Genomic DNA, 24,267 nt, shown 5'->3' with positions numbered 1-24,267 from the left:
TTAGATGCTAGTTATGTCGAAATTACTTAAGCATCGCAATCGCTGAGAATCTACTTCTTCACTATCCGTCCACTTGTATTATCCATACGGTACTTAGATATATCACCATCCAGAATATGCTTGATGACTTCAAGCACTGTCGCTAGCGGCACATGAAACCACTCTCTGGGGTTATAAGTTTGACCATCATGCCCTTTCAGGGTGACATTAAGCCTTTGTTTGCCTAAAAAACCGTGAACAAGCGTTTCAAGTTTATGAGCATCTATGTTGTAACATTCCGTCGTCATCACTATACGTACAGGTGCTTCTAGGAATGTTTTGTCCTTCTCAGCATATTTGATGCGGTCTTCGACATTGCCATCGGTAAAGCCAACTTTGTACAGGTTCGCCTTGTAAGGATCTAGTACACTCTCAGAACTCTTCGTTGCCAGAACGTAAACCATTCCGGTCGGAACTGGAGCATCACTAGGCTTGAGATCTGGTCCATGCCGGATAACTTTATAACCTTGCTCATCTCGCACTAGTCCATGCGTCAAAGATTGAAACAACATATGTAGCTCTGTGCCGTTTTCAAAAACTAAGTGCAGCCTTGCATTATAGCTACTGTAACCTTCCAACTTCTCACCAGCAGAGTGCACGTAACCCATGACACCATTAAGAATGAAAAAGTCGCCGACGTGCATTTTTAACTCATGACGAAAACGTTCTAATTTTGCAGCCCCAATTTTAAGCTCTTTCTGAGCAATCTCAAAAAGTGGCACATAACGAGGAAAATCCGCACATGGCTGCCGCTTGGCGATTTCATCTGGCTGTGATTTTTTCTCTACTGGTACATGGCGCATTGTAAAGATGTCTGGGGCATCAAACTCTAGTAAATCATCATCATCAGCAAAAATGTCATCCAGTGACGTCACCAACTCTGCTTTATCTACTTCATAAGACTTCACTGACTCTAGAACCGCTAAGTTTAGTCTCTCTACAGATGCCGCACCGTCAGCAAAATCGATCCCCAAAAGCAAACCAAAGGGATCGAAATCTTTCAATACATTATGTTGCTCTGGGTTTGATTTAAATGCCTTTAAACGTCTAGCTAGAAGCTTTTCATCAAAGGAATCTGCATCTTCTCTAGGCGTACGACCATGCTTTTCATAAAACGCGGTAATATCTTCAAACTGACTGACCAAAAGGTTTCCTGATGACGCTTTCTTTTTCGGTGGTGCAACATTTAGCAACCCCAAATCATCATCTTCAGAAAAAATATCATCCAACACACGCTTTGGCATTTTCTTCGAGGAACGTAACCTGATCACGTGTTAGCCCTCTTGCTGAGCCATTCGCTGTTGTTTCATCTTACGAATATAGGCAAGTACTTCAGCGTAACGCTGTTCGATTGGGTCTGATGAGTTTAAAGCAGGTTCACGCTGATGTTCCTGTCTAAACGCTTTAATTCTCGGCCACAGCATGACTGCCTCTTCCTCAGAAACCTTAGCTTGGCTAGCCCTCACCGTTTCTTGAATCGTTTTCAACATCGCCGCGTTAACAGACTTAGATAAAATTTCATAAGCCCCATGGAACGGGTTTACCGAATCAATCAGATCAATGTTAAGGTTTTCGATATTAATGAACTTATCGCCCATCTTAATAAATTGACGACTATTCCCTGCATCGTTGCTACCAGATGATGTATTTGAACCATGCTCTGGAGAGTTGTTCTCTTCAATCACAGCATCATCAGGCAAATCATTTTCATCAATCAACCCACCATGCTGACTGATATAAAGGCTCTGCAACAAGCCCGATCTCACCTGTTCGATTTCATGCTCTTCTAGGTCTGGATAAAGCGTTTGAATAACCGATGGCAATTCGATTTCGTTGATCACTTCTGGCGGCATTGTTTCTGTAATAACACCTTTCACTACAGGTTCTTTCGCCATCAGTGCTGATAGGATCTCACCTTTGTCACCATTCAGAATGTCTAGAACTTTCTGTGATACTTTTGAAACTGTATCATCGATGATAACGGTATTCTTGGGTAGGTCACCACCAGTCCATTGTGAACGAGGCTTGAATTGAATGCTCGGTGCAAGAATTTGCTCCATCAGTAGCGATGTTGTGATCGCTTTGAGCATGTTGTTCACCGACACCTTAACGTCATCATCTTTCGCATCTGGCTGTGCGATAAGGTTGGTAAACTGCGCATGCGTTTTGCCTTCACAATCTCTAGTGGCACGGCCAATAATCTGCACGATTTCAGTCATCGAACTACGATAACCAATGGTTAAAACGTGTTCACAATATGGCCAGTCAAAACCTTCCTTTGCCATTCCCAAAGCAATGATGATGTCCATTTGATCCGCGCTTTCGATGTTACGTAAGTAAGCTTGAACCTTTGGCCGCCAGTAGGCATCATCATCAACCAAGTTGGCAATAAGTAGCGTTTTCCCTGATTTCCGACATTTTACTTTATAGATACCGGTCTCGGGATCTTGCATAACATCGTCACCAAGAACTTCAAGAATAGCGTCGACTTCCGTGTATTTGTCCTTGGTCGACTCACCAGAATTGACATTAGGAATGTGGATAATCGTTTTCTTGGTCGGGTCAAGTACTGACGGTAAGGCATCTATGTATCTGTTCTGATAGAAGTGGTAACCAATACCCAATGTTTTTAGGTACTTGTAGCCATTTAACTGCTCGTAGTAGGTATACGTGACTTTAGTAAACTTTGCTTCGTCTTCAGGTAGCAAAATGGGTACAGTATCACCACGAAAATAGGAGCCTGTCATAGCCAGAATATGTGCTGATGAGTGGTTCATCAACACGTCAATTAGACTACCTAAACGGCTATTCTCATCCGCCGAAACATGATGAAACTCATCAATAGCAACTAGGCAATTATTAAAGTCCGTTGGAGAAAGCTTATCAAATACACTACGTAGCGTTGAATGGGTACACACCAATACTCGGTCTTTACTTTCCATAAAACGCTGAAAGGTAATCGCTTTTCCTTTTTCACTTCCGCTGATACAAAGGTTGTATTCAGGTTTTATCGTCCAATCAGCAAAAAAACCAAATTTTGTAAGGTCGGTGTCTTTAAAAGAACTACCGATAGACATTTCAGGTACGGCAACGATGACTTTATGCAGTCCTTGATTTATCAACTTATCTAGCCCTAAAAACATCAACGCACGCGATTTGCCAGATGCTGGTGGCGCTTTAATTAATAGATATTGACTGTTGCGCTCGGCGAACACGCGCGCCTGCATTTCGCGCATTCCCATTTCATTGTGACTGGCACTTTGCCCCGTTTGGGCATAACTAACTTGTAGGATGTTATTGTTCATTCGTTAAAACCTTTTGCCAACGTATCAGAATTTATTGTTCTTGTTTTGCAACCATTTCTTCGTAGCGAGCCAATAGACAGCTCAAACGATCGGCGGTGTCTTTAAATGGCTTTTCTCGGTACAGTTTATCAACTGCGATATCCAATTCTTGATGAGCAGCTAATAGCTCAGAAGGCATTGAGTCGGGGTTATATAGCTCAGCCAAAGTCTTTCCTGGGAAGTCTTCTCTAACAAAAAGTACATTCTCAGCTAATTTTACAATTTGACTTCTTTGTGCGTCATTTACACTTGGCCAAGGAAATGAGTTATATACGACAGATGCCGTGTATCTATAGTCACTTTTTAAACGCCCCGCTACAAGACGCATCCAATCATTGTGAATAGTTGAAGTAAGGATTCCGAAATCATAAAGACTACCGTTAGGTATAATGTAATTTAGGTTCGTGGAGATCACATCTGCATTAAAAATGCCTATAGGAATATATTTGCGTCTTTCAGAAGAAACACTAGGAATCAGAATGAAACTTTCAGGGTTATTTAAGTCACGAAACAGATGAGGCCGTTCTGCCAACTTTTGAGCCCCTTTGTCTGGACTAGCTGATCTTATAGCCGCAACTTTCTTTACTCGTTCGTAAACAAGAGGCATTGATTTCAGCTCATCTTCCGAAATACCCACTAACCATAAACACCATCTCTCTTTTCCATTTAAAAACTCAGTAGCACCCAATGCCTTTTTTAACCAGCGAGCCGAGGCTGGTTCCTTGGTCACAAGGTCTTCATATTCTGCACGTTCCAGAAGTAGGTGTCCTCCATCATTTGGCTTGTTCCCAAATAAAAGAGGAGGTATTTTATCTGTCAATGATTGACGATGAGCTAATACTGAAGTGTTGCTTCCCTCAACTAAATATGGACCAATGTTCTTAACTGATTTGCAATGCCACTCGCTCCCCACCATCTGATACAAGTTACGAGCTGACGAGTATGTAGTTAAGCCAACGATGACAACGTGCACTGCTGCCTTATCTCGTGCATTATTAGCCCAAGTAAAAGCGGGATATGCAAAATGTATATTAAGCCCCAGACCAAAAATATTTGGCCACAAAGTACCAACCTGCTCTCCCTGACAAATAGAATTGGTAGATACGAACGCTAATTCTGCACGTGACTCGCGAATGTACTGCGCACCTTTCCAAAACCAACACGCGACATAATCCAACGTCCCGAGTGTTTTGAAATCTCTAAAAACACTCTTCATATCTTCGCGCTGAGTTTCATTCCTTCCTACAGTCCCAAGAAATGGAGGGTTACCAATTACATAAACTTCGTCTTCTGATTTCTTAGGACAAACATCATTCCAGTTAAACCTTAGACTGTTTCCACTAACTATCTTACCCGTAGACTTTAAAGGTAAAGATGGCTCAGCGGGTCCTATATGCTCTTCCCATTGCTTATTAATTTGATGCTCTGCCAGCCAAAGAGACAGACGAGCAATTTCACAGGCAAAGTCATCGATCTCAATACCATAAAACTGATCGAGATGAATATTACTGATGAAGAAACCTTGGTCCAACTTCATTAGAGCTTGAATCACATCAATCTCAAGTAACCTAAGCTCTTTGTAAGCGATGATCAGGAAGTTGCCTGATCCGCAAGCAGGATCAAAAACTTTAATTTTACCCAAACGCACTAACAATTTTTTAAGACCATTGACGCTGTTACGTTGCTTCTCCAACTCTGATCGAAGCGGATCAAGAAACAGTGGTTGAATGACCTTCATGATATTGCTGTAAGAGGTGTAGTGCTGTCCTAATCGCGCACGTTGATCAACATCGATTACCGCTTGGAACATACTGCCGAAGATATCTGGATTAATCGCACTCCAGTCCTCCTGCCCACACTCGAGCAGAATTCGACGCCCCTTTTTACCCAACTCAGGAATTGGCTCATCACTCTCAAATAAACCACCGTTTACGTAAGGGAAATCCGTCAGGTGCTTTGGCAAGCGTTGTCTTAATTCGCTGCCATAGGGACTATTCATCACAGAGAACAAATCATAGAGGAATTGGTCTAAATCACTGCCGTCCTCAGCAGTACAACTCTTAATTGTCGATGAAAACTGACCTTTCTGCTTGAATATGCCGGTATCTTCTGCAAACAAACAGAACAGTAATCGAGTAAGGAATACGTTTAACGCATGTATATCTTCAGGGCTGCTGAGGTCATTGTTGATGCGGATCAGGTCAAACAACTTACCCATTTTCACTGCGGCTTTTACATCAGCGGGCTTTTCACTGTTTAAAATGGCCTTTTCCAAACCGACTAACGGCAAGAAAAAACTGTAGTTCAGGTGCAATACTTCAAAGTCAATATCCAAGCGCTCGTTAGTTGCAGTGTCCCATGCAAGGAAACGCTCAAAATCCGTCGTAACGATGTAGCGAATTTTGTTCTTCGCCATTGTTGGATCAGCAATTTTGTCATCGAAAGCGGAATCTATATCCTGCCCAGCTTCAATGGGAAAATAGTAAAGCTTGTTCTTTAATCCTACGTGACCAGGAATTTTTGCAATGTTGCGCGTACCACCCTGGCGTATCTGAGTGATCGTAGCTTTAGGAAATTGAAAGGCGGTAAGAAAGCCATAAATAAATTCGTTTCGAGCAGTCGAGGTTACGAGCTGTTCGAGCTGTTCTAAAATCTTTGCCTGATTAACGGCCATGCTGGTTCCTTGGTACGAAGGGTATACAACTTTATGAGCCAGATTATACACTTCCGAGTTTTTAACTCATCACTCTATTGCATACGCGAATCACGAACTGATTAAGACACCTCGTCACTATCTAATCTATAATCGTCTAGCTAGGCTGTAAAAATGGGAGCTGAATGCTCCCGGTCACCTTTTTTATTTTGTTTACCTTTTAAGCTGTTTTAGCCCCAGATATCGGTACAACGTTGGTAGCCGTCAGAGCTTGAACCTTCTCGCCCCAAGCCTGTAATACCACCAACTGCTCTTCAAGGTAATCGTGATGGTTGTATACCCGCAACATACCTGGTAGCTGGTGGCCAACCGTCTTTTCAATCGCCACAATATCTAACCCCATTTCACTACAACGACTGATAAAGGTGCGGCGCAGATCGTGTGGTGAGAAACGTTCAAAATCATCCGGTAAGTTACGTTTGATTAGCGCACGTACTGCTGCTGGCTCTTGAACCTTATCGACCAAAAGCTGAGGCCAAACTAGTTTCCATTTGCTTGGTACACTCTCACGCTGTTCTTTAAGCAGTGCCAACAGGTAATCGCTTAATGGTACTTTTCGGCTCTCTTGGCTTTTGGTGTGACGATCCTCTGAACTGGCAGGCAACAACCATACCTTCTCTTGCAAATCTACCTCACTCCAGCGCATTTCAAGCACGGCACTAATACGTTGCCCACACCCAAGTAAAAACTGCATTAAACGGACGTTTGAGGGCTCTGTACGCCAAGAAGGCAAACTGGTTAGCAAAGTCTTCAACTCTGAAAAGCTCAAATTGCGTTTTGTGACCTTAGAGCCACCACCGACATCCTTGGATTTCAAATGTGGTGCAGGGTGAGCGCCGAGCATATTCAAAGCCAGCGCATGGTTGATCACCTGATTGATGATTTTGTGGCATGCACCAATAGCCCCTGCTTTTCTCTTACCACTCTCATCAACCTTGGCATCAAACACTTTATTGAGATCATGAATTCTCAACTCTTCTAGTTTGATGTGACCTAGAAACGGTTTGATATCGCGGGTGTAGATTGCCCTCGCCTGTTCTCCCCGCAGCTGCTTAGATAAACGCTTTTCATCAAAACTGGCAAAAGCATCGTCAAAGGTTTTCGCTTCCTCTTGCTCGCGCTGCTCTCGCGCTAGTTCCTGCTTCGGATTCTTATTATTTTCCAGCCAACTGCGGTAACGCCCTGCTTCTGTTCGAGCCTGTTCAAGCGTCATCCCCGTTTCCGGTTTTAACTTAACATACCGCCCCATGGTGATTTTTTCGTGTTTGTTACCAGCCTGGAAGCGAAAGATCCAAGTCATCGTGCCCGTTGGTCGAACGCGAATATTTAATCCTTCTATTTTCTTATCTGGAATTAAATATTCCTTGTTTTGTGGCTTCAATGCTTTCAGTGTGGCGTTCGTACTAATTTTATCGACTGGCTTGATCATGACTGAAAAACCTCTGTATTTCTGGGTACGGCTCTGGGTACGGCGTGGGGTACGGGAAAAGACGAGTTTTCATTGTACGGCTAAAGACACCCTTGGACAACGAGCAATTGAAAACCAAATAAAAACAACAAATTAAAATTCAAACCTGGATTTTGGAAGACATTACAAGATTCAGAGTTCGATTTACACACCACATGGAAGCAGGTGTACTGTTGGAACGCAAAGCGTAATCCACCAGCATCAGACATAAAAAAGCGAGCTCAATGGCTCGCTTTTTTGTTGGATTCGTTTTGCTTATTCAGCGGTGGTCTTCTTTTCCATGAAGCCCAACTTCTTACCGATCCACGCTAGAAGAATCATTGAAACCAGAATTGCGAAGAAGTTAGAGCCTGCTTCTGGGTATTGCGCTTTAATAAACGCAGAGTGACCAAATGCACCTACGAAGAAACACGCCAGACCAACAAGTGGGATATCTTCTGATACTGGGTTGTTAAGGTATTCTTGGTACAGCGCCTGTACAGCTAGCACGAGTGCAATCAGAGGGAAGATTGAAAAAGATACTTCACTCATGGTCAACCATGACAACAAAGCATCACCACACATACCTGCAACCAGTGCCAAAATCAGCGTTTTCTTTTCAGATTTATTTCCATTCGACATTATTCTATCCCGCCTTTTAATCGGTTACGTTCACGTTCTTTGCGATACCAATAGGCCCCTTTGGCTATCATTCGCAATTGCATGATCAATCGCTCGGCGAGTTCATCGCGCTCGCGTCGATCTAAATCTAAAGCTTCCGCACCAGAGCTAAACACCAAAGTAACCGACGCCTCTGCTTGAGTGAACGCCTCTTCTTTGGTCATGCCGGTGCTCATTAAGTACTCAGTTAATTCTGCCGCAAAATGCTGAATTTCTCGAGCGACGGCAGTACGAAATTCAGAGGAAGTGCCGGAGCGCTCACGCAACAATAAGCGGAAAACGTTAGGACTACTTTCAATGAATTCCATGAAGGTTTCAACTGAAGTTCGAATCACACTGCCTTCTTTGACAATACGCTGACGCGCCTGACGCATCAGCTGTCGCAACAACAAACCACCTTCATCAACCATGGTTAAGCCCAGCTCGTCCATGTCTTTGAAGTGACGGTAAAAAGAAGTCGGTGCAATTCCTGCCTCTCGGGCAACCTCACGCAAGCTGAGATTGGAAAAGCTGCGATCCGCACTGAGTTGATTAAATGCCGCATCGATCAACGATCGACGTGTTTTTTCTTTTTGCTGCGCGCGGATTCCCATCGATTTCATTCTTTAACTTGCTCTTTTTCTATTGGGTACGAGAGCTTCAATATAACGCATATCGCCCCCACGTATAAAGCGACGTTATCTGCCGATAAGCGGCGAGCACGTTACTATCGCCATGCATCTAATTGCAATCGCCTCACTTCAAATAGTAGACATACAGCATACCAATTAGTTCTTTTGGGCGATTCTGCGTGATCACTTCCACTCTCTAGCAGGCATTACGTGTTCCCAATAGAGTAAATGAGTTAAAATCCCGCTACAGCAATGTTAAGCAAATATAACAAGGAAGACATCATGGCGCATGCTAATCACTATGACGTGATCGTAATTGGTAGTGGCCCGGGCGGTGAAGGGGCGGCGATGGGATTGACCAAAGCCGGACTGAATGTTGCCATCGTAGAAAAGGAAAGCAGTGTTGGTGGCGGTTGTACGCACTGGGGAACCATACCATCCAAAGCATTGCGTCACGCAGTTAGCCGTATCATTGAATTCAATAGCAACCCATTATTCTGTCGTAATAACACCAGCCTTCATGCAACATTTTCTGACATTTTAGGTCATGCGAAATCGGTCATTGATAAGCAAACTCGACTTCGTCAGGGCTTTTATGACCGCAATTCATGCACACTGTTGTTTGGTACTGCGCGCTTTATCGATAACTACTCCATCGCCGTCATGCAAAGTGACGGTACGGAAGAAGTGTACTCAGCGGATAAATTTGTTATCGCTACAGGCTCTCGTCCATACCAACCAAATGACGTCGACTTCTTGCATGAACGCATCTACGACAGTGACTCTATCCTGAGCCTGAAACACGACCCTCGCCACATCATCATTTACGGTGCAGGCGTGATTGGTTGTGAATACGCATCTATTTTCCGCGGTTTAGGCGTGAAGACCGACTTGATTAACACTCGCGACCGCCTGCTCTCTTTCCTAGATAACGAAGTCTCGGATGCATTGTCTTACCACTTCTGGAACAGTGGCGTGGTAATTCGTAACGATGAAACGTTCGAGAAAATCGAAGGCACCGAAGATGGTGTTATCGTGCATCTTCAATCTGGCAAGAAGATGAAAGCCGATTGCCTACTGTATGCTAACGGTCGAACGGGTAACACAGACAAACTCAACTTACCTGCGGTTGGACTTGAGGGTGATTCACGCGGACAGCTCAAAGTAGATGGTAACTACCGTACAGAGGTAGAACACATCTACGCAGTCGGTGATGTAATTGGCTACCCTAGCCTAGCGAGTGCAGCGTATGACCAAGGTCGTTTCGTGGCACAAGCCATCACTAAAGGACAAGCTGACGGCAATCTGATTGATGACATCCCAACGGGTATCTACACCATTCCAGAAATCAGCTCAGTAGGCAAAACTGAGCAAGAACTGACTGCGGCGAAAGTGCCTTACGAGGTGGGACGCTCTTCATTTAAGCACTTAGCTCGTGCGCAGATTGCAGGTAAAGACATCGGCAGCTTGAAAATCCTCTTCCATCGCGAAACCAAAGAGATTCTTGGTATTCACTGCTTTGGTGAGCGCGCCGCGGAAATCATCCACATCGGTCAGGCCATCATGGAACAAAAAGGTGAAGCCAATACGATTGAATACTTCGTCAATACCACCTTCAACTACCCGACGATGGCAGAAGCGTATCGCGTAGCGGCACTGAACGGTTTGAACCGATTATTCTAATTCAATTGGGTTGCCATGATCCAAAAGCTAAAACAGCAGGTTTCGACCTGCTGTTTTTTTATGTGTAACTAGGCAAGAAAGCTTCCCTTGCGCCATTGATAGAAGAAGATAGCACCAAGTCCAATCCCTCGCATTGCCATGAAACTGGTCATCGCAAACCATAGTGCATGGTTTTGCCAACCAGAGAACAAAAAGAATATCGCGAAGAAACAGCAAGTCGCCACAAACATACTGTTTCGCATGTCTTTACCTTTAGTGGCGCCAACAAAAATGCCATCAAATAGGAAACACCACATCGAAGCTAATGGCATGACCACCAGCCATGGTAAATATACCGAAGCTTGCTGCTGCACCGCGCCAATCGAAGTGATCATGGCGATCAACTGCGATCCCGCCAAACCAAATACTGCAGTCAAACCTAAACAGATGATAAGACTCCAGAAGAAAGTACCAATCAACGAAGCACTGAGCTGCGCTCGGTCTTTGGCACCAATCGCTTTGCCGACCATGGCTTCCATGGCGTAAGCAAAACCGTCCATGCCATAGGAAATCATCATCAAGAAACTCATCAATACCGCATTGGCCGCAACCACATCATCACCAAAGCTCGCACCTTGGAAAGTCATAAAGCTAAACGTAGCTTGTAAACATAGCGAGCGTAAAAAGATATCGCGATTGAGTTTTACGAACCGCCCTAGTCCATGTTGAGTATCGGTTAGCAGGCTTTTAGGTGATGGCAACAGACGGGCACACCACGTCCTCCATACACACATCAAGCCAAACGCCATGCCAGAGTAATCAGCAATCACTGAGGCTAGCGCTGCCCCTTCAACTTTCCAACCCAAACCAATCACAAACAGTAAATCGAGCGCAATATTGGTCACGTTGGTGATGATCACCATCCACATTGGGGCTTTGGAGTTTTGCGTTCCGAGTAGCCAGCCCAACAACACAAAGTTCATCAGCGCAGCGGGGGCACTCCACACTCGGATAGAGAAATATTGCATGCCGTAGTGCTTCACTTCAGCACTGGCATCACTCCAACCAAATATCAGATCCGCGATCGGGTTATGGGCAATAAGGAAGACTAACGCAAACAGCAGTGCCATCAGTGAGCCTTGCATAAACACCAAAGCAAGTTGTTTTCGGTCTTCACCACCATAGGACTGCGCCGCTAATCCAGTGGTCGACATACGTAAAAAGCCAAGCAACCAAAACGTCACACTGATCATGGTGCTACCAAGCGCAACACCACCTAGATACCAAGCGTGTTCAAGGTGACCGATCACCGCAGCGTCAACCAAGCCCAATAGTGGAACAGTAATATTCGACAGCACCATAGGGATAGCGAGCGCTAACACTTGGCGATGCACTTGAGGATTCGATAAAGGAGAGAAGATAGAGTTTGTCACAGGCACCTCGTTGTTTAGATCAGCGAGTGTACCTGAGTGTTCAATGCCTAGCCAATTACCACTTGATGTGAACGAGAACTGGCGTGAGACGATGCTTCAACATTGGGATCTTATTCAGCCAGCGCTGCCATGCTTTCCAGCGTGAGCAAAATCGGTCGAATGGCGAGAAGGCTTTGACCCATTGCGCCCATGGCAGCCAATGCAGTACTTGTTGTGCTGGTGCTTCAAAACCATGTGCATACGTATCTGAGCCGAGCTTCTGACCCCATTTACTTTCGGTTAGGTCACCCGCTAGCACCATGCACACTTCTGCCGATACAAAATAGCGACCCAGAGTTTGGATGAAAGTCGCAACACGCGATTCATCGCAATCGAGTAAAGCCATCTCACATAGGATCAGTACTGGTGCTTTTTCAGGAATGCGCAGTTCATCTAACCAACTCATGTCTTCTACGCTGCCGCAACGATGCTCGTAGCGTTCGTTTTTATGAAACAATCGCTGACGCCAAACCAGATTCTCGGTGACATCCAGTTCAATCCAGTGACAACGACCATTGTCCAAACGGTAGAAACGCGTATCTAAGCCCGCACCAACGTTAATGATCCAAGCGTCTGAGTGTTGTTGAAGAAAGTGACTAACCTGCTGATCGCACAGCTGAGTTAAAGTCACGTGCAGCAGCTGCTTCTGATCGACGTCGCCACTGATGCAATCTGGTGCCATCTTGCAGCTCAAGCACGCTTTTGCAGCGATCGGATCGTACACCAAGCCGTTATCGACCAAGCTTTCGCGGCTACGCAAAAACAACGGTTTCAACAGATGATTGGGTACGTGATGTTGAGGCTTGGACATGGGCATTTCCTTGCGCCGAAAAGAAAATGGTTAAATGGAATTAGATGATAATAAATCTCAATATCACTTGCAAGTTTTAACGCAACAGCCAAACGCTCTGAATCAGTGCGAGCGTAACTATGCTCGGAAGAAAAGAAATATGCTTTGAAGAAAATAAAAGTGGGAATAGAAAGTGCAGAAAACACAAAGCCCAGCAGAACGCTGGGCTTTTTATTAGAATGCTTGAGGTAAGAAACCTACATCCAGTCAGTGTTACGGATGATGCCAACCGCCAGACCTTCAATCGTCAGGTGTTGCGATGTTAGGTCAACTTGGATTGGTGAAAACTCTTCATTCTCTGCATGCAGTAGAACTGTAGAACCTTTACGCTCTAAACGTTTCACCGTCACATCATCATCAACACGTGCAACCACAACTTGACCGTCGCGCACATCTTGAGTTTTGTGCACAGCCAGCAAGTCGCCGTCCATAATACCGATGTCTTTCATACTTTCGCCATTTACGCGAAGTAAGAAATCTGCTTTTGGTTTGAACATCGCAGGGTCCACTTGGTAGTGAGACTCCACATGCTCTTGAGCCAGAATCGGCTCACCAGCAGCAACCTGACCAATCAAAGGCAGACCTTGATCGTCGTTTGCCGCATCTTCGAGTAGGATTCGGATCCCGCGAGATGCGCCTGGAATAATTTCAATCGCTTGTTTACGAGCAAGCGCTTTTAGGTGTTCTTCTGCGGCATTCGCAGAGCGGAAGCCAAGCTCACGCGCAATCTCTGCACGAGTTGGTGGCATTCCGGTGTCTTCGATTTTGCTTTTAATCAAATCGAAGACTTGTTGTTGGCGTGGCGTTAACGGCTTCATATGTCACCTGTCTTTTTATACAGTTAACTGTGAGTATATCCAGTAAATGAACAAATGAAAACCCAATTGGTTGTTTTTTAATTTATTTGCGCCCGTTTCAGATCCCACCCACAAACCTCAAGTGAACATGCGTTTTAAACGCGCAATAGCCAATTCGTCTAATGAAAGCAACAACCTAGGGGTTCGACTAATTTCCGCTCAATAAAATTAAAAGGTTTGACCAGTTTCTGGTATCCTTGCTGCGCTTAAAATTTATCGCCTAGGCTTATTTCTATAGCCGTATCTATTTCCTTTCCTATAGAAGAAGGGAAAGCGGACGCAGAAATAAGGTTAGGTTTGTTTGAATACCTATTGAGGCTGTGAACTTTATGTCTTCTGGACAATCATTTTCACGTTCATTACTAAAACTACCTTTATCGGTAATGGTAAAGGGCACCACAATCCCATCGAATCCGATTGACGATCTCAACATCGACCTAGCGAAACCGATTGTGTACGCCTTACCGTTCCGTTCGAACGTGGATTTGCTGACACTACAAAAACAAGCTTTGAGCCTTGGTCTCCCAGACCCGCTTAGCCCGCTAGAAATCAATGGCAAAAAACTGACTCGTTACGTGTTTATTGCCTCTCGTCCAACCGTGATGAGCAATGATAACGACGTACCGAGTGAGTCTGTTTCTCTGTTTACTGATTTACTTGAATTGCACAAGCTCGATAGCGAGCTAGACGTACAAATGATTCCAGCGACCGTACTTTGGGGTCGTAAGCCAGGTAAAGAAGAAAACCATAAGCCGTACCTGCAACCAATGAACGGTCCGCAAAAAGCAAAAGCGGTAATGGCAGCAGGTCGTGACTGTTTGGTGCGCTTTAGCCCAGTGGTTTCACTGCGTTACATGGCAGACTCTCACGGTACCGACAGCGCTATTGCACACAAGCTAGCGCGCGTTGCACGTATCCACTTCTCTCGTCAGAAGCTCGCGGCATCGGGTCCAAACCTGCCTCAACGCCAAGTGCTGTTTGCACGCTTAATGAAATCGCCAGCAATCGAAAAAGCGATTGAAGACGAAGCGCAAAGCAAAAACATTTCTATCGAGAAAGCACGCAAAGAAGCCCATGACATCATGGATGAGATTGCAGCGGACTTCTCTTATGGCTTGGTGAAAAACGGCGATCGTATTCTTGGCTGGTTGTGGACGAAGCTGTACCAAGGTCTACACATAAACAACGCTTCGACTGTTCGTCGCCTAGCGCAAGATGGTCATGAGATCGTGTACGTACCATGTCACCGCAGTCACATGGACTACCTACTGCTTTCTTACGTTCTATACCATGAAGGTATGGTGCCACCGCATATTGCTGCGGGTATCAACCTGAACTTCTTCCCAGCGGGTCCAATCTTCCGTCGTGGTGGTGCGTTCTTTATTCGTCGTAGCTTTAAAGGCAATAAGCTGTACTCCACGATTTTCCGTGAGTACCTATCAGAGCTGTTTGCTAAAGGCTACTCGGTTGAGTACTTCAGTGAAGGTGGTCGTTCACGTACTGGTCGTCTACTTCAAGCAAAAACCGGTATGTTGGCAATGACGATTCAAGCCATGCTACGCGGTCTAAACCGTCCAGTAACGTTAGTGCCTGTGTACATCGGTTACGAGCACGTAATGGAAGTGGGTACTTACGCCAAAGAGCTTCGAGGTTCACGCAAAGAGAAAGAAAACGCGGGTCTTGTGCTGCGTACTCTGCGTAAGCTGCGCAATTTTGGTCTTGGTTACGTTAACTTCGGTGAGCCAATTCAGCTAAACCAATACCTGAATGAACACGCTCCTGAGTGGACGAAAGACATCGATCGCATGGGCGGCAGCAAGCCACAATGGATGAACCCAGTGGTGAACGGTCTGGCAAACAAGATGATGACGCACATTAACGATGCAGCAGCGACTAACGCGCTGACTCTATGTGCGACCGCGCTATTGGCGTCTCGTCAGCGTGCATTGTCTCGTGACTCTCTGATCAATCAGATCGAATGCTACTTGAAGCTACTTAAGAACAACCCATACTCAAACACGTCAACGGTTCCAACAGAAACGGCTGAAGAGTTGGTAGATCATGCGATCTCACTTGATAAGTTTGTGATTGAAACCGACACCATGGGTGACATCATTTCGTTGGATCGTAGCCAGTCGATTCTGATGACTTACTACCGCAACAACATCATTCACCTGTTCGCCCTACCATCATTGATTGCTCAGATGATTATTCGTCAGCGCAACGTGACCGTAGAGAAAATTCAAGAAAACGTCGCTCAAATCTACCCATTCCTGAAAAAAGAGCTGTTCCTAAGCTACAAGGAAGAAGAGTTGAACGAGCTGGTCGTGAAGATCTTGAACGAGTTCATTGAGCAGAAGATGGTTTGCCAAGATGGTGACAAACTGGAAATTAACCAGTCAAACAACCAATCATTGGTTTTGTTGGGTCGTACTATCACTGAAACACTGCAACGCTACTCTATTGCGATGAACTTACTGGTAGCTGACCAAGAACTGGGTAAATCAGACCTTGAACAGCAGAGCCAAGACATTGCGCAGCGTTTGGGTCGTCTACACGGTATTAACGCGCCAGAGTTTTTCGACAAAGGTGTGTTTGCTGCAATGTTCAATACGTTGAAAGAGCAACAATACCTAGATAGCGACGGCAACTGCGATCTTGAGAAGACACAGCAATTTGCCAAACTACTCTTCGCTTTGCTCTACCCAGAAGTGAAATTGACCATCGAAGAGAGTATCCACCAGCTGCAAGCATAATTGGCTTAAGCTCGGTATTCATCTCGACAAAACATAAAAGGCATCCAATTGGATGCCTTTTTTCTATCTGAGTGTTTGTACTATGCCGTTACCAGAAAGCGATAAACAGACCAACCGCAATCACCATTCCCACATAGTTGTTGTTAAGAAAGGCTCTGAAGCACAAGTCGCGCTCTCGGTGGCGAATCAAGTGTTGCTGGTATACAAACAAAGAAGCCGCAACCAAAATCGTCCAATAGTAGCTTTGCCCAAGTTCGTAATGTTGACCAAGCAACACTAACATCGCCAAGGTAATCAACTGCAGAACACCAATCACCAGCTTATCGTGACGCCCGAACAAGATAGCCGTTGATTTAATACCAATCTTTAAATCATCATCACGGTCGACCATCGCGTATTGAGTATCGTAAGCAATGGTCCACAAAGCGTTAATCACAAACACAAACCACACAATCCAAGGCAATTCGCCTGTTTGTGCTGCCCATGCCATCGGAATCGCCCAACTAAAAGCCAAACCTAAAAACAGCTGAGGCAAATGGGTGTAACGCTTCATAAATGGATAAATGAACGCTAAAAAGATACCAGCAAAGGAGAGCTTGATCGTCAGCGGGTTCATGGTCAGCACCAATAAGAATGAGCTGATACCTAGAACTAAAAACAGACCAATCGCTTCTTTCGAGGTCACTTTGCCTGAGGGTAAAGGGCGCTGCTTGGTACGTTTCACATGACCATCAACTTTACGGTCAGCAAAATCGTTAATCACACAACCGGCGCTTCGCATTAGGAATACACCTAACACAAACACGATGAGTACATTCCAACTTGGCATGCCTTGGGCGGCAATTACAAGTGCCCAAACCGTCGGCCACAATAACAAGAGTGAGCCAATTGGGCGATCCATTCGCATCAGTTGCCAATATGCTTTGGCTTTTTCTGCGGACATTTACACCTTCTCCTTAGCGTAAACTGGTGAATTGGGTAAGAATAGCTCAGCAACCAGCATGGGTTTGTGATTCATCCACAGTCTTGAGCGTCGCGCTAAAAGGCGCCCCTGTGGCAAATTAACCCATCCCATTTGCAGAGCATCGCGTTCAACGTTATCGGCGCTGAACACAGTTAAGCCCAGCGGAATATCTCCTTGCTGAGCTAAGTCATACTGTTGATCGACCAAGGTTGAACGAGGAATGAGCGTGCGTCCAATGACCCAATCTGTATTGTCGCCACATAAAATCACCTCTCTCAGTAGGCAATCTTGCTCAGACAATAGCTGGCTCTCATCCTGTTTTAACGTCTTGGCAGTGACGATCTGATTGTGCAGCAATTCCACTGTTAAGCGTTGGCAGTGCTGACCTAAACGACGTGACAAAGAGCCCTTTTCTTCAAGCCAATGCTTGGCGAATTCGTTAGGGAATACAAAATCTTCGGGGTTTTGCCACTCTACTTCCAATAAAGAAGTAAGATAGAGTGATGTCGGCTGATTCATACTAGTATTCAATTGGAGGCTTTATGCGTACAATAAAGCAACAACTTACCGTCTTATTGAAACTGTAAGTTCCGTTATTTGTTATAGACGGTCTATTGTATCAAGACTGAAGCGATTCGAATATCGCGATCCAGAGAAAGAAAAGTTAGAAATATGTACAAACGTTATATAGCCCAAATTATTTTCGCGCTAAGTCTGCTTATTTCAGCACCGAGTTGGGCTGAATCTGAAGAGGCAGCACCTAAGTTAGCCTACTTTACGCTCGAACCCGATTTAACTACGAACTTCTATACCAAGGGTAATAAACTGGGTTATGTACAGGTGCGTATCGATATCATGGTGATGAGTCAGCAAGACCTCACCGTTGTCGAGCACCACCAACCATTAATCCGAGATGCGGTGATTGAACTATTGGGTAAACAAACAGAAGATACGATTAAGTCTTTATCTGGTCGTGAGGATCTGCGCAAAACGTTGGTGAAAGAACTCAATGAAACCCTACTACCAGAGACGGGTAAAACCATCATCGCTGATTTGCTGTTTACCAAATACCTTTACCAATAATATGAACAGTTAAAGCTGACGAGCTGCTCCTATTAAACGAAAGACAGATAAACAAAAGACCACCGATTGGTGGTCTTTTTGTTGGTGTCTGTAAATCATTAACTTAGGAGGTTTGTTGGTATTTCTGTTTACCAGAATCAAACAACGCTATCGCCATACCAGAAAGTAAGCCAACTAAGTGGGCCGTGTTGGCAATCGCCATAAATGGTTGAACATAGCCAAGAACCAACCACACCAGCATAAAGCCAATAATAGGTTTAGGAAGTGTTAAGCCAAGATGTGGACAACGGTAACCAAGGATCCACAAGTAACCAAGTAGCGCATAAACCACACCAGATAAACCGCCGAAGTTTGCTCCTTCAACATAAAACTGACCCGCGCCGGAGAGCGCTGCAGAAATAAGGAAGATTTGCAGTAACTTTCCAGAGCTTAAACGGCGCTCGATATCGCCTCCCAATTGCCACCACCACAAGAGGTTGAACACAATATGGGTAACAGAAAAGTGCAATAACGCATGGCTAACCCAGCGCCAGAGCTGCCATTGCTGCCCTTCGAACGCAGGAAAATGCAATAAAGCAAACACACCATCACCAAAGCCGAACATCTGCAAAAAGTAGATAACGGCACAGACAACCATGATCAGCAAGGTCACTGGGCCCGCCTTAGCTTTCACCATACCCATAATGCTCGGGCTGGAATAATGAAATTTGCTCTTACGAGTATCGGCAACGTCCCACGAAGCGGCGCTATATTTCGACGCTGATGGATTGGCTAAGAATTGTTTTAGCTCGGCTTCGACTTCAATTTCATGCTGCGCATCCGTCAGCCAAAGTGCAAACTGTCCTTCACCTTCCGGCATCATCTGAATATCAATCTTGCGTGATGCCATGTAATCAATGAAGGCTTGCGCCATACGTGGATTATTTAACGTTACCAATCTCTTCATTAACTTCTCACTATCGGTAGTTCTGCTCGTTGCCAGGCTTCAAAGCCGCCATCCACACTGTACACCTGTTCGAAGCCTTGGTTAACCAAATATTGTGCCGCACCTTGGCTACTGATGCCGTGGTAACACATCACTAGGATTGGTTGTTCGAATTCCACATCGTTCATGAAAGGAACGATCGAATCATTAGTCAGATGAAAAGCAGATTCTGCATGCGCGACAGCAAAAGATTGAGGGTCACGAATATCTACAAGTTTTGCTTCACCTTGTTCGAGCAATGCCTGAGCGCCTTGAACATCGATATGTTGAAACTGGTCCATTTACTTTCTCTATGTCGTTTTCGTTATTGACGCCATTGTAACCTATCCAAAGCCAAACTTAGACACAGAGATAGTCAGGTCATTGAAAGCTGTACACATTCGCACCGTTTGTGGATAAATCTGTGAATTGCGTTGATAAAGTATATTTGGATCATTTGATCCACAAGATGTAGTAATGATCTTGATCTAACTGTGTGTATATTTACAACTATCCCCAAGTGAAAAACCACGCCTAAGCCTTATTTAGTCCGGCTTTCGAACAGTTGATGAATAATTACTTCACAGAGTTATACACAGGTAGCACAGATAAATTAGATCGCAAACACTATCGATTTTCGATCGAAAACAAAAAAGCCGAGATCACATGATCTCGGCTTTCTATGAAAATCTTACTTTAGATTAGAAGCGAAAGTTAGAACTCACCGACAGCAAGTTTCAGTTTCTTCATCGCGTTCTTTTCTAGCTGACGAATACGCTCGGCAGATACACCAAACTCATCCGCTAGATCTTGAAGTGTTGCTTTCTCGTCATCCAACCAACGAGAACGGACAATACGTTGACTACGCTCATCCAAACTCGCAAGAGCGTGACCTAAACGATTATTAGTATGCGTTTCCCAGTTAGCAGCTTCAATATTATCTGCTACATCAGACGATTTGTCCTCTAGGTACAACATTGGCGCTGTGTACGAGTTTACATTGTCGTCGTCATCCATTGGCATATCGAACGTTGAGTCCACTGCCGCTAGACGCGATTCCATTTCACGTACTTCTGAAGGCTCGACACCTAGCTCACGAGCTACGGTTTCAACTTCACCGTTGTTGAACCAACCTAGACGCTTTTTCGACTTACGTAGATTGAAGAACAGCTTACGTTGCGCTTTGGTTGTCGCGATCTTAACAATACGCCAGTTACGCAATACGTATTCATGGATTTCAGCTTTGATCCAGTGAACAGCGAAAGAAACCAAACGTACACCCACTTCAGGGTTAAAACGCTTAACCGCTTTCATAAGACCGATATTGCCCTCTTGTACTAGATCTGCCATTGGCAAACCGTAGCCTGAGTAGCCACGAGCAACGTGAACAACGAATCGTAGGTGTGACAAGATAAGGCCTTTCGCCGCGTCAATTTCACCCTTGTAGTGTAATCGTTCTGCAAGCTCACGCTCTTCGTCTGCAGTTAGCATTGGGTAGCTGTTTACAGAACGGATATAGCTATCAAGGCTATCTTGCGTGACTAGAGCCATCGGATACGCTTCTTTTGTCATTCAATTCCTCATCAATCTCTGATCTGGAGCATTACATTGCAATTTAGCTTGGCCATCTTGAACTTAAAATGAACAAGTTTCAAGAAGGGCGAGTAATTATCCATAAACAAATTGTCTAAACAAGAGGTAAAAATTAGCTTGTGCTAATAAATTCCAAGTATAAGACCTTTATCACCTAAACTGGTTCAATTTCTTTTAGATGACGCTGCGCGGATACTCGTGCGGCGATACAACCCAGCAAACTACCAGTGATAATTAATAGCAGAGATTCATCCCAGCTCAGACCAATCAAGCGGAACTGACTGTCGTATAGTGAAGCCAATTGCTCAACGGCATTGTTCATCACCACAGTAATCAATGCGGTGACTAACCAAGCAATGCTCGCCCCCAGCACACCGAACCACATACCCGTGTACAAGTAAGGACGCAGAATGAAACCGTCGGTCGCACCAATCAGCTTCATGGTTTGAATCTCTTCTTTGTTCGCCAGCACATTAAAGCGCAATGTATTGCCGACGATTAAAAATACAGCACCTAACATCAGTATTGTCAGGGTGATGACAATAATGCCAGCAAGGGTTTTTATGGCATCAAGACGCGCCAGCCAATCTTCATCGAGCCTAACGTCAGTAACGTCTTGTTGCTCACGGACTTGCTTGGCTATCGACTGAATATCACTCTTTACTTCTGAATCCGGAGTGATCACCAACACGCCTGGTAGTGCGTAACCACTCAACAGACTCAACGCTTGGTCAAAGCCAGCGTATTGGCTTAAATCAGATAGACCTTGTTGCGGCGAAATATATTCCACCTCTTTTACCAAAGGCCACGTTTCGATTTGGTCTTTTAACACCATCACACGCGCATCAGGCATGCCTTCTACTAAGTAAGCACTAACTTGCGATGGTGAAGCGACGTCTTGTGCTGCGCTCGCCACGTTTTTACCCAGCAAGTACAAGCAAGCTGGCATCGCTAATGCCACTGAAATAACAGCTAAGGTAAGAATGTTACCTAAAGGACGACGCCATAACGCGCCAAAAGAAGATTTTGCTTGTTTTGCATGGACAGAGAAAAAACCATCGGTATTTGCACGCTTGGCACTGCGACCTTTCCCTTTCTTCTGGGTGCGCTTGTTACCTACCATAGTCTTCTACCTCACTTAGGAAGCCTTGGTTCAATTCAAAATGGCGATATTGTGGGCGAGTGTTTACTAACCCGATATCGTGCGTCGCAAGGAGAATCGTTACGCCAGCACGGTTAAATTCTTCAAACAATCGTAACACACGGTTAGACAGCTCTGGATCAAGGTTACCAGTTGGCTCATCGGCCACCAGTAGAGTTGGTCGGTTTACGACAGCGCGTGCAATACCAACACGTTGTTGTTCACCACCCGAAAGTTGACTTGGCAAACAACGGGCTTTATCCAACAAGCCCGTTTTATCCAACGCCGCAGAAACACGGCGTTTGATTTCGTTTTCAGAAATCGATTCGATGCGCATCGGCAGTGCAACGTTGTCGAATACACTGCGATCCATCAATAGACGGTGATCTTGGAAAACAATCCCGATATTGCGACGCAAGAAGGGAATGTCTTTGTTTGGGATACGAGTGATATCGTGACCATTGAAATGGATTTTGCCATCGGTTGGTCGCTCTATCGCACATATCAGTTTCAACAAGGTACTTTTACCTGCCCCGGAATGCCCACCTAAAAACGCCATTTCTCCGCGTCGAAGGTGAAAATCGACTTTCTGTAAGGCTTGTCGACCACCTCGGTAAGCTTTGCTCACTTGCTGAAATTTGATCACCGTTGATTTCCTCTAACTCTTGTTACTCTTCACGACTAAACAGAGCGTCAATGAACTCTTGAGTTTCAAATGGACGCAAGTCTTCGATGCCTTCGCCTACACCGATGTAGCGAATTGGGATTTCGAACTGATCAGCGATAGCGAAGATCACGCCACCTTTCGCTGTACCATCCAGCTTAGTCAATGTAATCCCGGTTAGAGGGGCAACATCACTGAAAAGTTTCGCTTGGCTAATTGCATTTTGACCTGTACCTGCATCTAGCGTCAGCATGATCTCGTGTGGCGCTGAGTCATCAATCTTCTTCATTACACGTACAATCTTACGCAGCTCTTCCATTAGGTTCGCTTTGTTTTGTAGACGACCGGCAGTATCGGCAATCACGACATCGACGCCACGCGCTTTTGCCGCTTCAATCGCATCATAGATAACCGAGGCACTGTCCGCGCCAGTGTGCTGAGCAATCACAGGAACGTTATTACGCTCACCCCATACTTGTAGCTGCTCAACCGCAGCCGCACGGAAGGTATCACCCGCCGCAAGCATGACTTTCTTACCTTGGTTTTGGAATTGCTTCGCCAGCTTACCGATTGTGGTGGTTTTACCGACACCGTTCACGCCAACCATTAAGATAACGTAAGGGGTTTTGCTGCTGTCGATTTCGAGAGGCTGTTCTACTTTCGCAAGGATTTCTGCCATCTCTTCTTTCAGCAGGCCATAAAGCGCTTCACCATCTTTAAGATCACCGCGAGAGGCTTTTTCAGTCAGATTGTTGATGATTTTTGTGGTGGTTTCCATGCCTACATCAGCAATCAACAGTTGTTCTTCTAGCTCTTCGAAAAGGTCATCATCGATCTTCTTACCGCTGAACAAACCAAAGAAACCCGCACCGATGTTTGCTTTTGTGCGGCTTAGGCTACGCTTCAGGCGAGCAAAGAAGCTCTCGGTTGGTTTTTCTTGTTCTTGAACGCGAGGTGCAACTGGTACTTGTGGCTCTTCTGCTTCTGCTTCTGCTTCTGCTTCTGCTTCTGCTTCTGCTTCTGCTGGGGCAGCCTCGGCTTTCTCCGGCTCCACTTCAACCGCTGTTTTTTCTTCTGCTTGCTCGGCAACGTCTTCTGTTGGTTGTTGCTCGGCGGCAGGAGCTTCCGCTGCTTCTTCTTTTACTGATTCTTCAGTTGTCGGTTTTTGGCTTTGCTCTTCATCACCAAAACCTAGCCACGAAAGTAATCCGCGCTTCTTTTTTTCCGTCATCTGGGGCTATCCTAGATTGTCTTCTTATCTATTAATGACTCTTTTCTGACAAGAATATTAACTTTACAGAAAAGGCGAATGACAAAGTTGTGAAAACTTTCCAATTAGGTAAATCTAATCTTATTAGTGTTACACTCTGTCATCTTGAATATTCTGGGCTGTATCCAAGCTCAAAGCTTGGGCGATTGGGTATAG

20 protein-coding genes are annotated in these 24,267 nt (G+C 45.1%); 3 read left to right on the top strand and 17 right to left on the bottom strand.

What is annotated here, in order from left to right; translation table 11 throughout:
* Positions 1–50: 50 nt before the first annotated feature.
* The 6 genes from AACR11_RS13210 to fabR all read right to left on the bottom strand — a co-directional run bounded on the left by AACR11_RS13210 (position 51) and on the right by fabR (position 8,826).
* On the bottom strand, positions 51–1,310 hold the full coding sequence (locus tag AACR11_RS13210; protein WP_079324784.1) for a GIY-YIG nuclease family protein: 1,260 nt from the start codon (positions 1,308–1,310) through the stop codon (positions 51–53).
* A 3-nt stretch (positions 1,311–1,313) separates the two neighbouring features.
* Positions 1,314–3,344, bottom strand: coding sequence for a DEAD/DEAH box helicase (locus AACR11_RS13205; protein ID WP_029789238.1), 2,031 nt, complete (start codon positions 3,342–3,344; stop codon positions 1,314–1,316).
* Between the two features lie 31 nt (positions 3,345–3,375).
* Entirely contained in the window at positions 3,376–6,057 is a 2,682-nt protein-coding gene (locus tag AACR11_RS13200) for a class I SAM-dependent DNA methyltransferase (protein ID WP_079324782.1), read from the bottom strand.
* Positions 6,058–6,256: 199 nt separating this feature from the next.
* A complete protein-coding gene (locus AACR11_RS13195; RefSeq protein ID WP_047517546.1) occupies positions 6,257–7,525 on the bottom strand; it encodes a tyrosine-type recombinase/integrase in 1,269 nt (422 codons plus the stop codon).
* A gap of 294 nt (positions 7,526–7,819) precedes the next feature.
* Positions 7,820–8,185 (bottom strand): YijD family membrane protein, encoded by a 366-nt coding sequence (locus AACR11_RS13190; RefSeq protein ID WP_005430908.1) that lies wholly within the window; start codon positions 8,183–8,185, stop codon positions 7,820–7,822.
* Positions 8,185–8,826, bottom strand: a complete 642-nt coding sequence (fabR, locus tag AACR11_RS13185; RefSeq protein WP_005430912.1) for an HTH-type transcriptional repressor FabR — start codon at positions 8,824–8,826, stop codon at positions 8,185–8,187. Before fabR ends, AACR11_RS13190 begins: the two co-directional genes overlap by 1 nt.
* A 261-nt stretch (positions 8,827–9,087) precedes the next feature.
* Between fabR and sthA the strand changes: the two genes are divergently transcribed.
* Positions 9,088–10,518: a Si-specific NAD(P)(+) transhydrogenase gene (gene sthA, locus AACR11_RS13180; RefSeq protein ID WP_012126563.1), complete on the top strand. Its 1,431-nt coding sequence runs from the start codon at positions 9,088–9,090 to the stop codon at positions 10,516–10,518.
* A gap of 68 nt (positions 10,519–10,586) precedes the next feature.
* Here sthA and dinF read toward each other — a convergent pair whose 3' ends face one another.
* The 3 genes from dinF to lexA all read right to left on the bottom strand — a co-directional run bounded on the left by dinF (position 10,587) and on the right by lexA (position 13,637).
* On the bottom strand, positions 10,587–11,930 hold the full coding sequence (gene dinF, locus AACR11_RS13175; protein WP_029789241.1) for an MATE family efflux transporter DinF: 1,344 nt from the start codon (positions 11,928–11,930) through the stop codon (positions 10,587–10,589).
* A gap of 55 nt (positions 11,931–11,985) precedes the next feature.
* A complete protein-coding gene (locus AACR11_RS13170; protein WP_029789242.1) occupies positions 11,986–12,780 on the bottom strand; it encodes a class I SAM-dependent methyltransferase in 795 nt (264 codons plus the stop codon).
* A 236-nt stretch (positions 12,781–13,016) separates the two neighbouring features.
* Complete coding sequence (lexA, locus tag AACR11_RS13165; protein WP_005438488.1) at positions 13,017–13,637, bottom strand: transcriptional repressor LexA; 621 nt, start codon at positions 13,635–13,637, stop codon at positions 13,017–13,019.
* A gap of 368 nt (positions 13,638–14,005) precedes the next feature.
* Between lexA and plsB the strand changes: the two genes are divergently transcribed.
* Complete coding sequence (gene plsB / locus AACR11_RS13160) at positions 14,006–16,432, top strand: glycerol-3-phosphate 1-O-acyltransferase PlsB (protein ID WP_005451993.1); 2,427 nt, start codon at positions 14,006–14,008, stop codon at positions 16,430–16,432.
* Positions 16,433–16,520: 88 nt separating this feature from the next.
* Here plsB and ubiA read toward each other — a convergent pair whose 3' ends face one another.
* Together ubiA and AACR11_RS13150 are read right to left on the bottom strand one after the other, a co-directional pair.
* A complete protein-coding gene (gene ubiA, locus AACR11_RS13155; RefSeq protein ID WP_005451994.1) occupies positions 16,521–17,375 on the bottom strand; it encodes a 4-hydroxybenzoate octaprenyltransferase in 855 nt (284 codons plus the stop codon).
* Positions 17,376–17,915: a chorismate lyase gene (locus AACR11_RS13150; RefSeq protein ID WP_029789243.1), complete on the bottom strand. Its 540-nt coding sequence runs from the start codon at positions 17,913–17,915 to the stop codon at positions 17,376–17,378.
* Positions 17,916–18,068: 153 nt separating this feature from the next.
* Here AACR11_RS13150 and AACR11_RS13145 point away from each other — a divergent pair, with 153 nt between their 5' ends.
* Positions 18,069–18,479, top strand: a complete 411-nt coding sequence (locus tag AACR11_RS13145; RefSeq protein WP_029789244.1) for a flagellar basal body-associated protein FliL — start codon at positions 18,069–18,071, stop codon at positions 18,477–18,479.
* A 103-nt stretch (positions 18,480–18,582) separates the two neighbouring features.
* On the opposite strand, the gene glpG is transcribed toward AACR11_RS13145, so the two are convergent.
* The 6 genes from glpG to ftsY form a co-directional block, all read right to left on the bottom strand.
* The gene (gene glpG, locus AACR11_RS13140) at positions 18,583–19,425 is read right to left on the bottom strand and encodes a rhomboid family intramembrane serine protease GlpG (protein ID WP_005451997.1); all 843 of its coding nucleotides are present in this window, start codon (positions 19,423–19,425) and stop codon (positions 18,583–18,585) included.
* Entirely contained in the window at positions 19,425–19,745 is a 321-nt protein-coding gene (gene glpE / locus AACR11_RS13135) for a thiosulfate sulfurtransferase GlpE (RefSeq protein ID WP_009701354.1), read from the bottom strand. The genes glpG and glpE overlap by 1 nt, the downstream gene beginning before the upstream one ends.
* A gap of 412 nt (positions 19,746–20,157) precedes the next feature.
* Positions 20,158–21,015, bottom strand: a complete 858-nt coding sequence (rpoH, locus tag AACR11_RS13130; protein ID WP_005452003.1) for an RNA polymerase sigma factor RpoH — start codon at positions 21,013–21,015, stop codon at positions 20,158–20,160.
* Between the two features lie 175 nt (positions 21,016–21,190).
* A complete protein-coding gene (ftsX, locus tag AACR11_RS13125) occupies positions 21,191–22,159 on the bottom strand; it encodes a permease-like cell division protein FtsX (RefSeq protein ID WP_005452004.1) in 969 nt (322 codons plus the stop codon).
* Complete coding sequence (gene ftsE, locus AACR11_RS13120; protein ID WP_005452005.1) at positions 22,149–22,823, bottom strand: cell division ATP-binding protein FtsE; 675 nt, start codon at positions 22,821–22,823, stop codon at positions 22,149–22,151. Before ftsE ends, ftsX begins: the two co-directional genes overlap by 11 nt.
* A gap of 22 nt (positions 22,824–22,845) precedes the next feature.
* The gene (ftsY, locus tag AACR11_RS13115) at positions 22,846–24,072 is read right to left on the bottom strand and encodes a signal recognition particle-docking protein FtsY (RefSeq protein ID WP_079324780.1); all 1,227 of its coding nucleotides are present in this window, start codon (positions 24,070–24,072) and stop codon (positions 22,846–22,848) included.
* Between the last annotated feature and the right edge of the window lie 195 nt (positions 24,073–24,267).

The organism is Vibrio sp. L85 (assembly GCF_963871815.1).
GTDB lineage: Bacteria > Pseudomonadota > Gammaproteobacteria > Enterobacterales > Vibrionaceae > Vibrio > Vibrio harveyi.
This window is presented reverse-complemented; position numbering and strand designations above follow the sequence as displayed.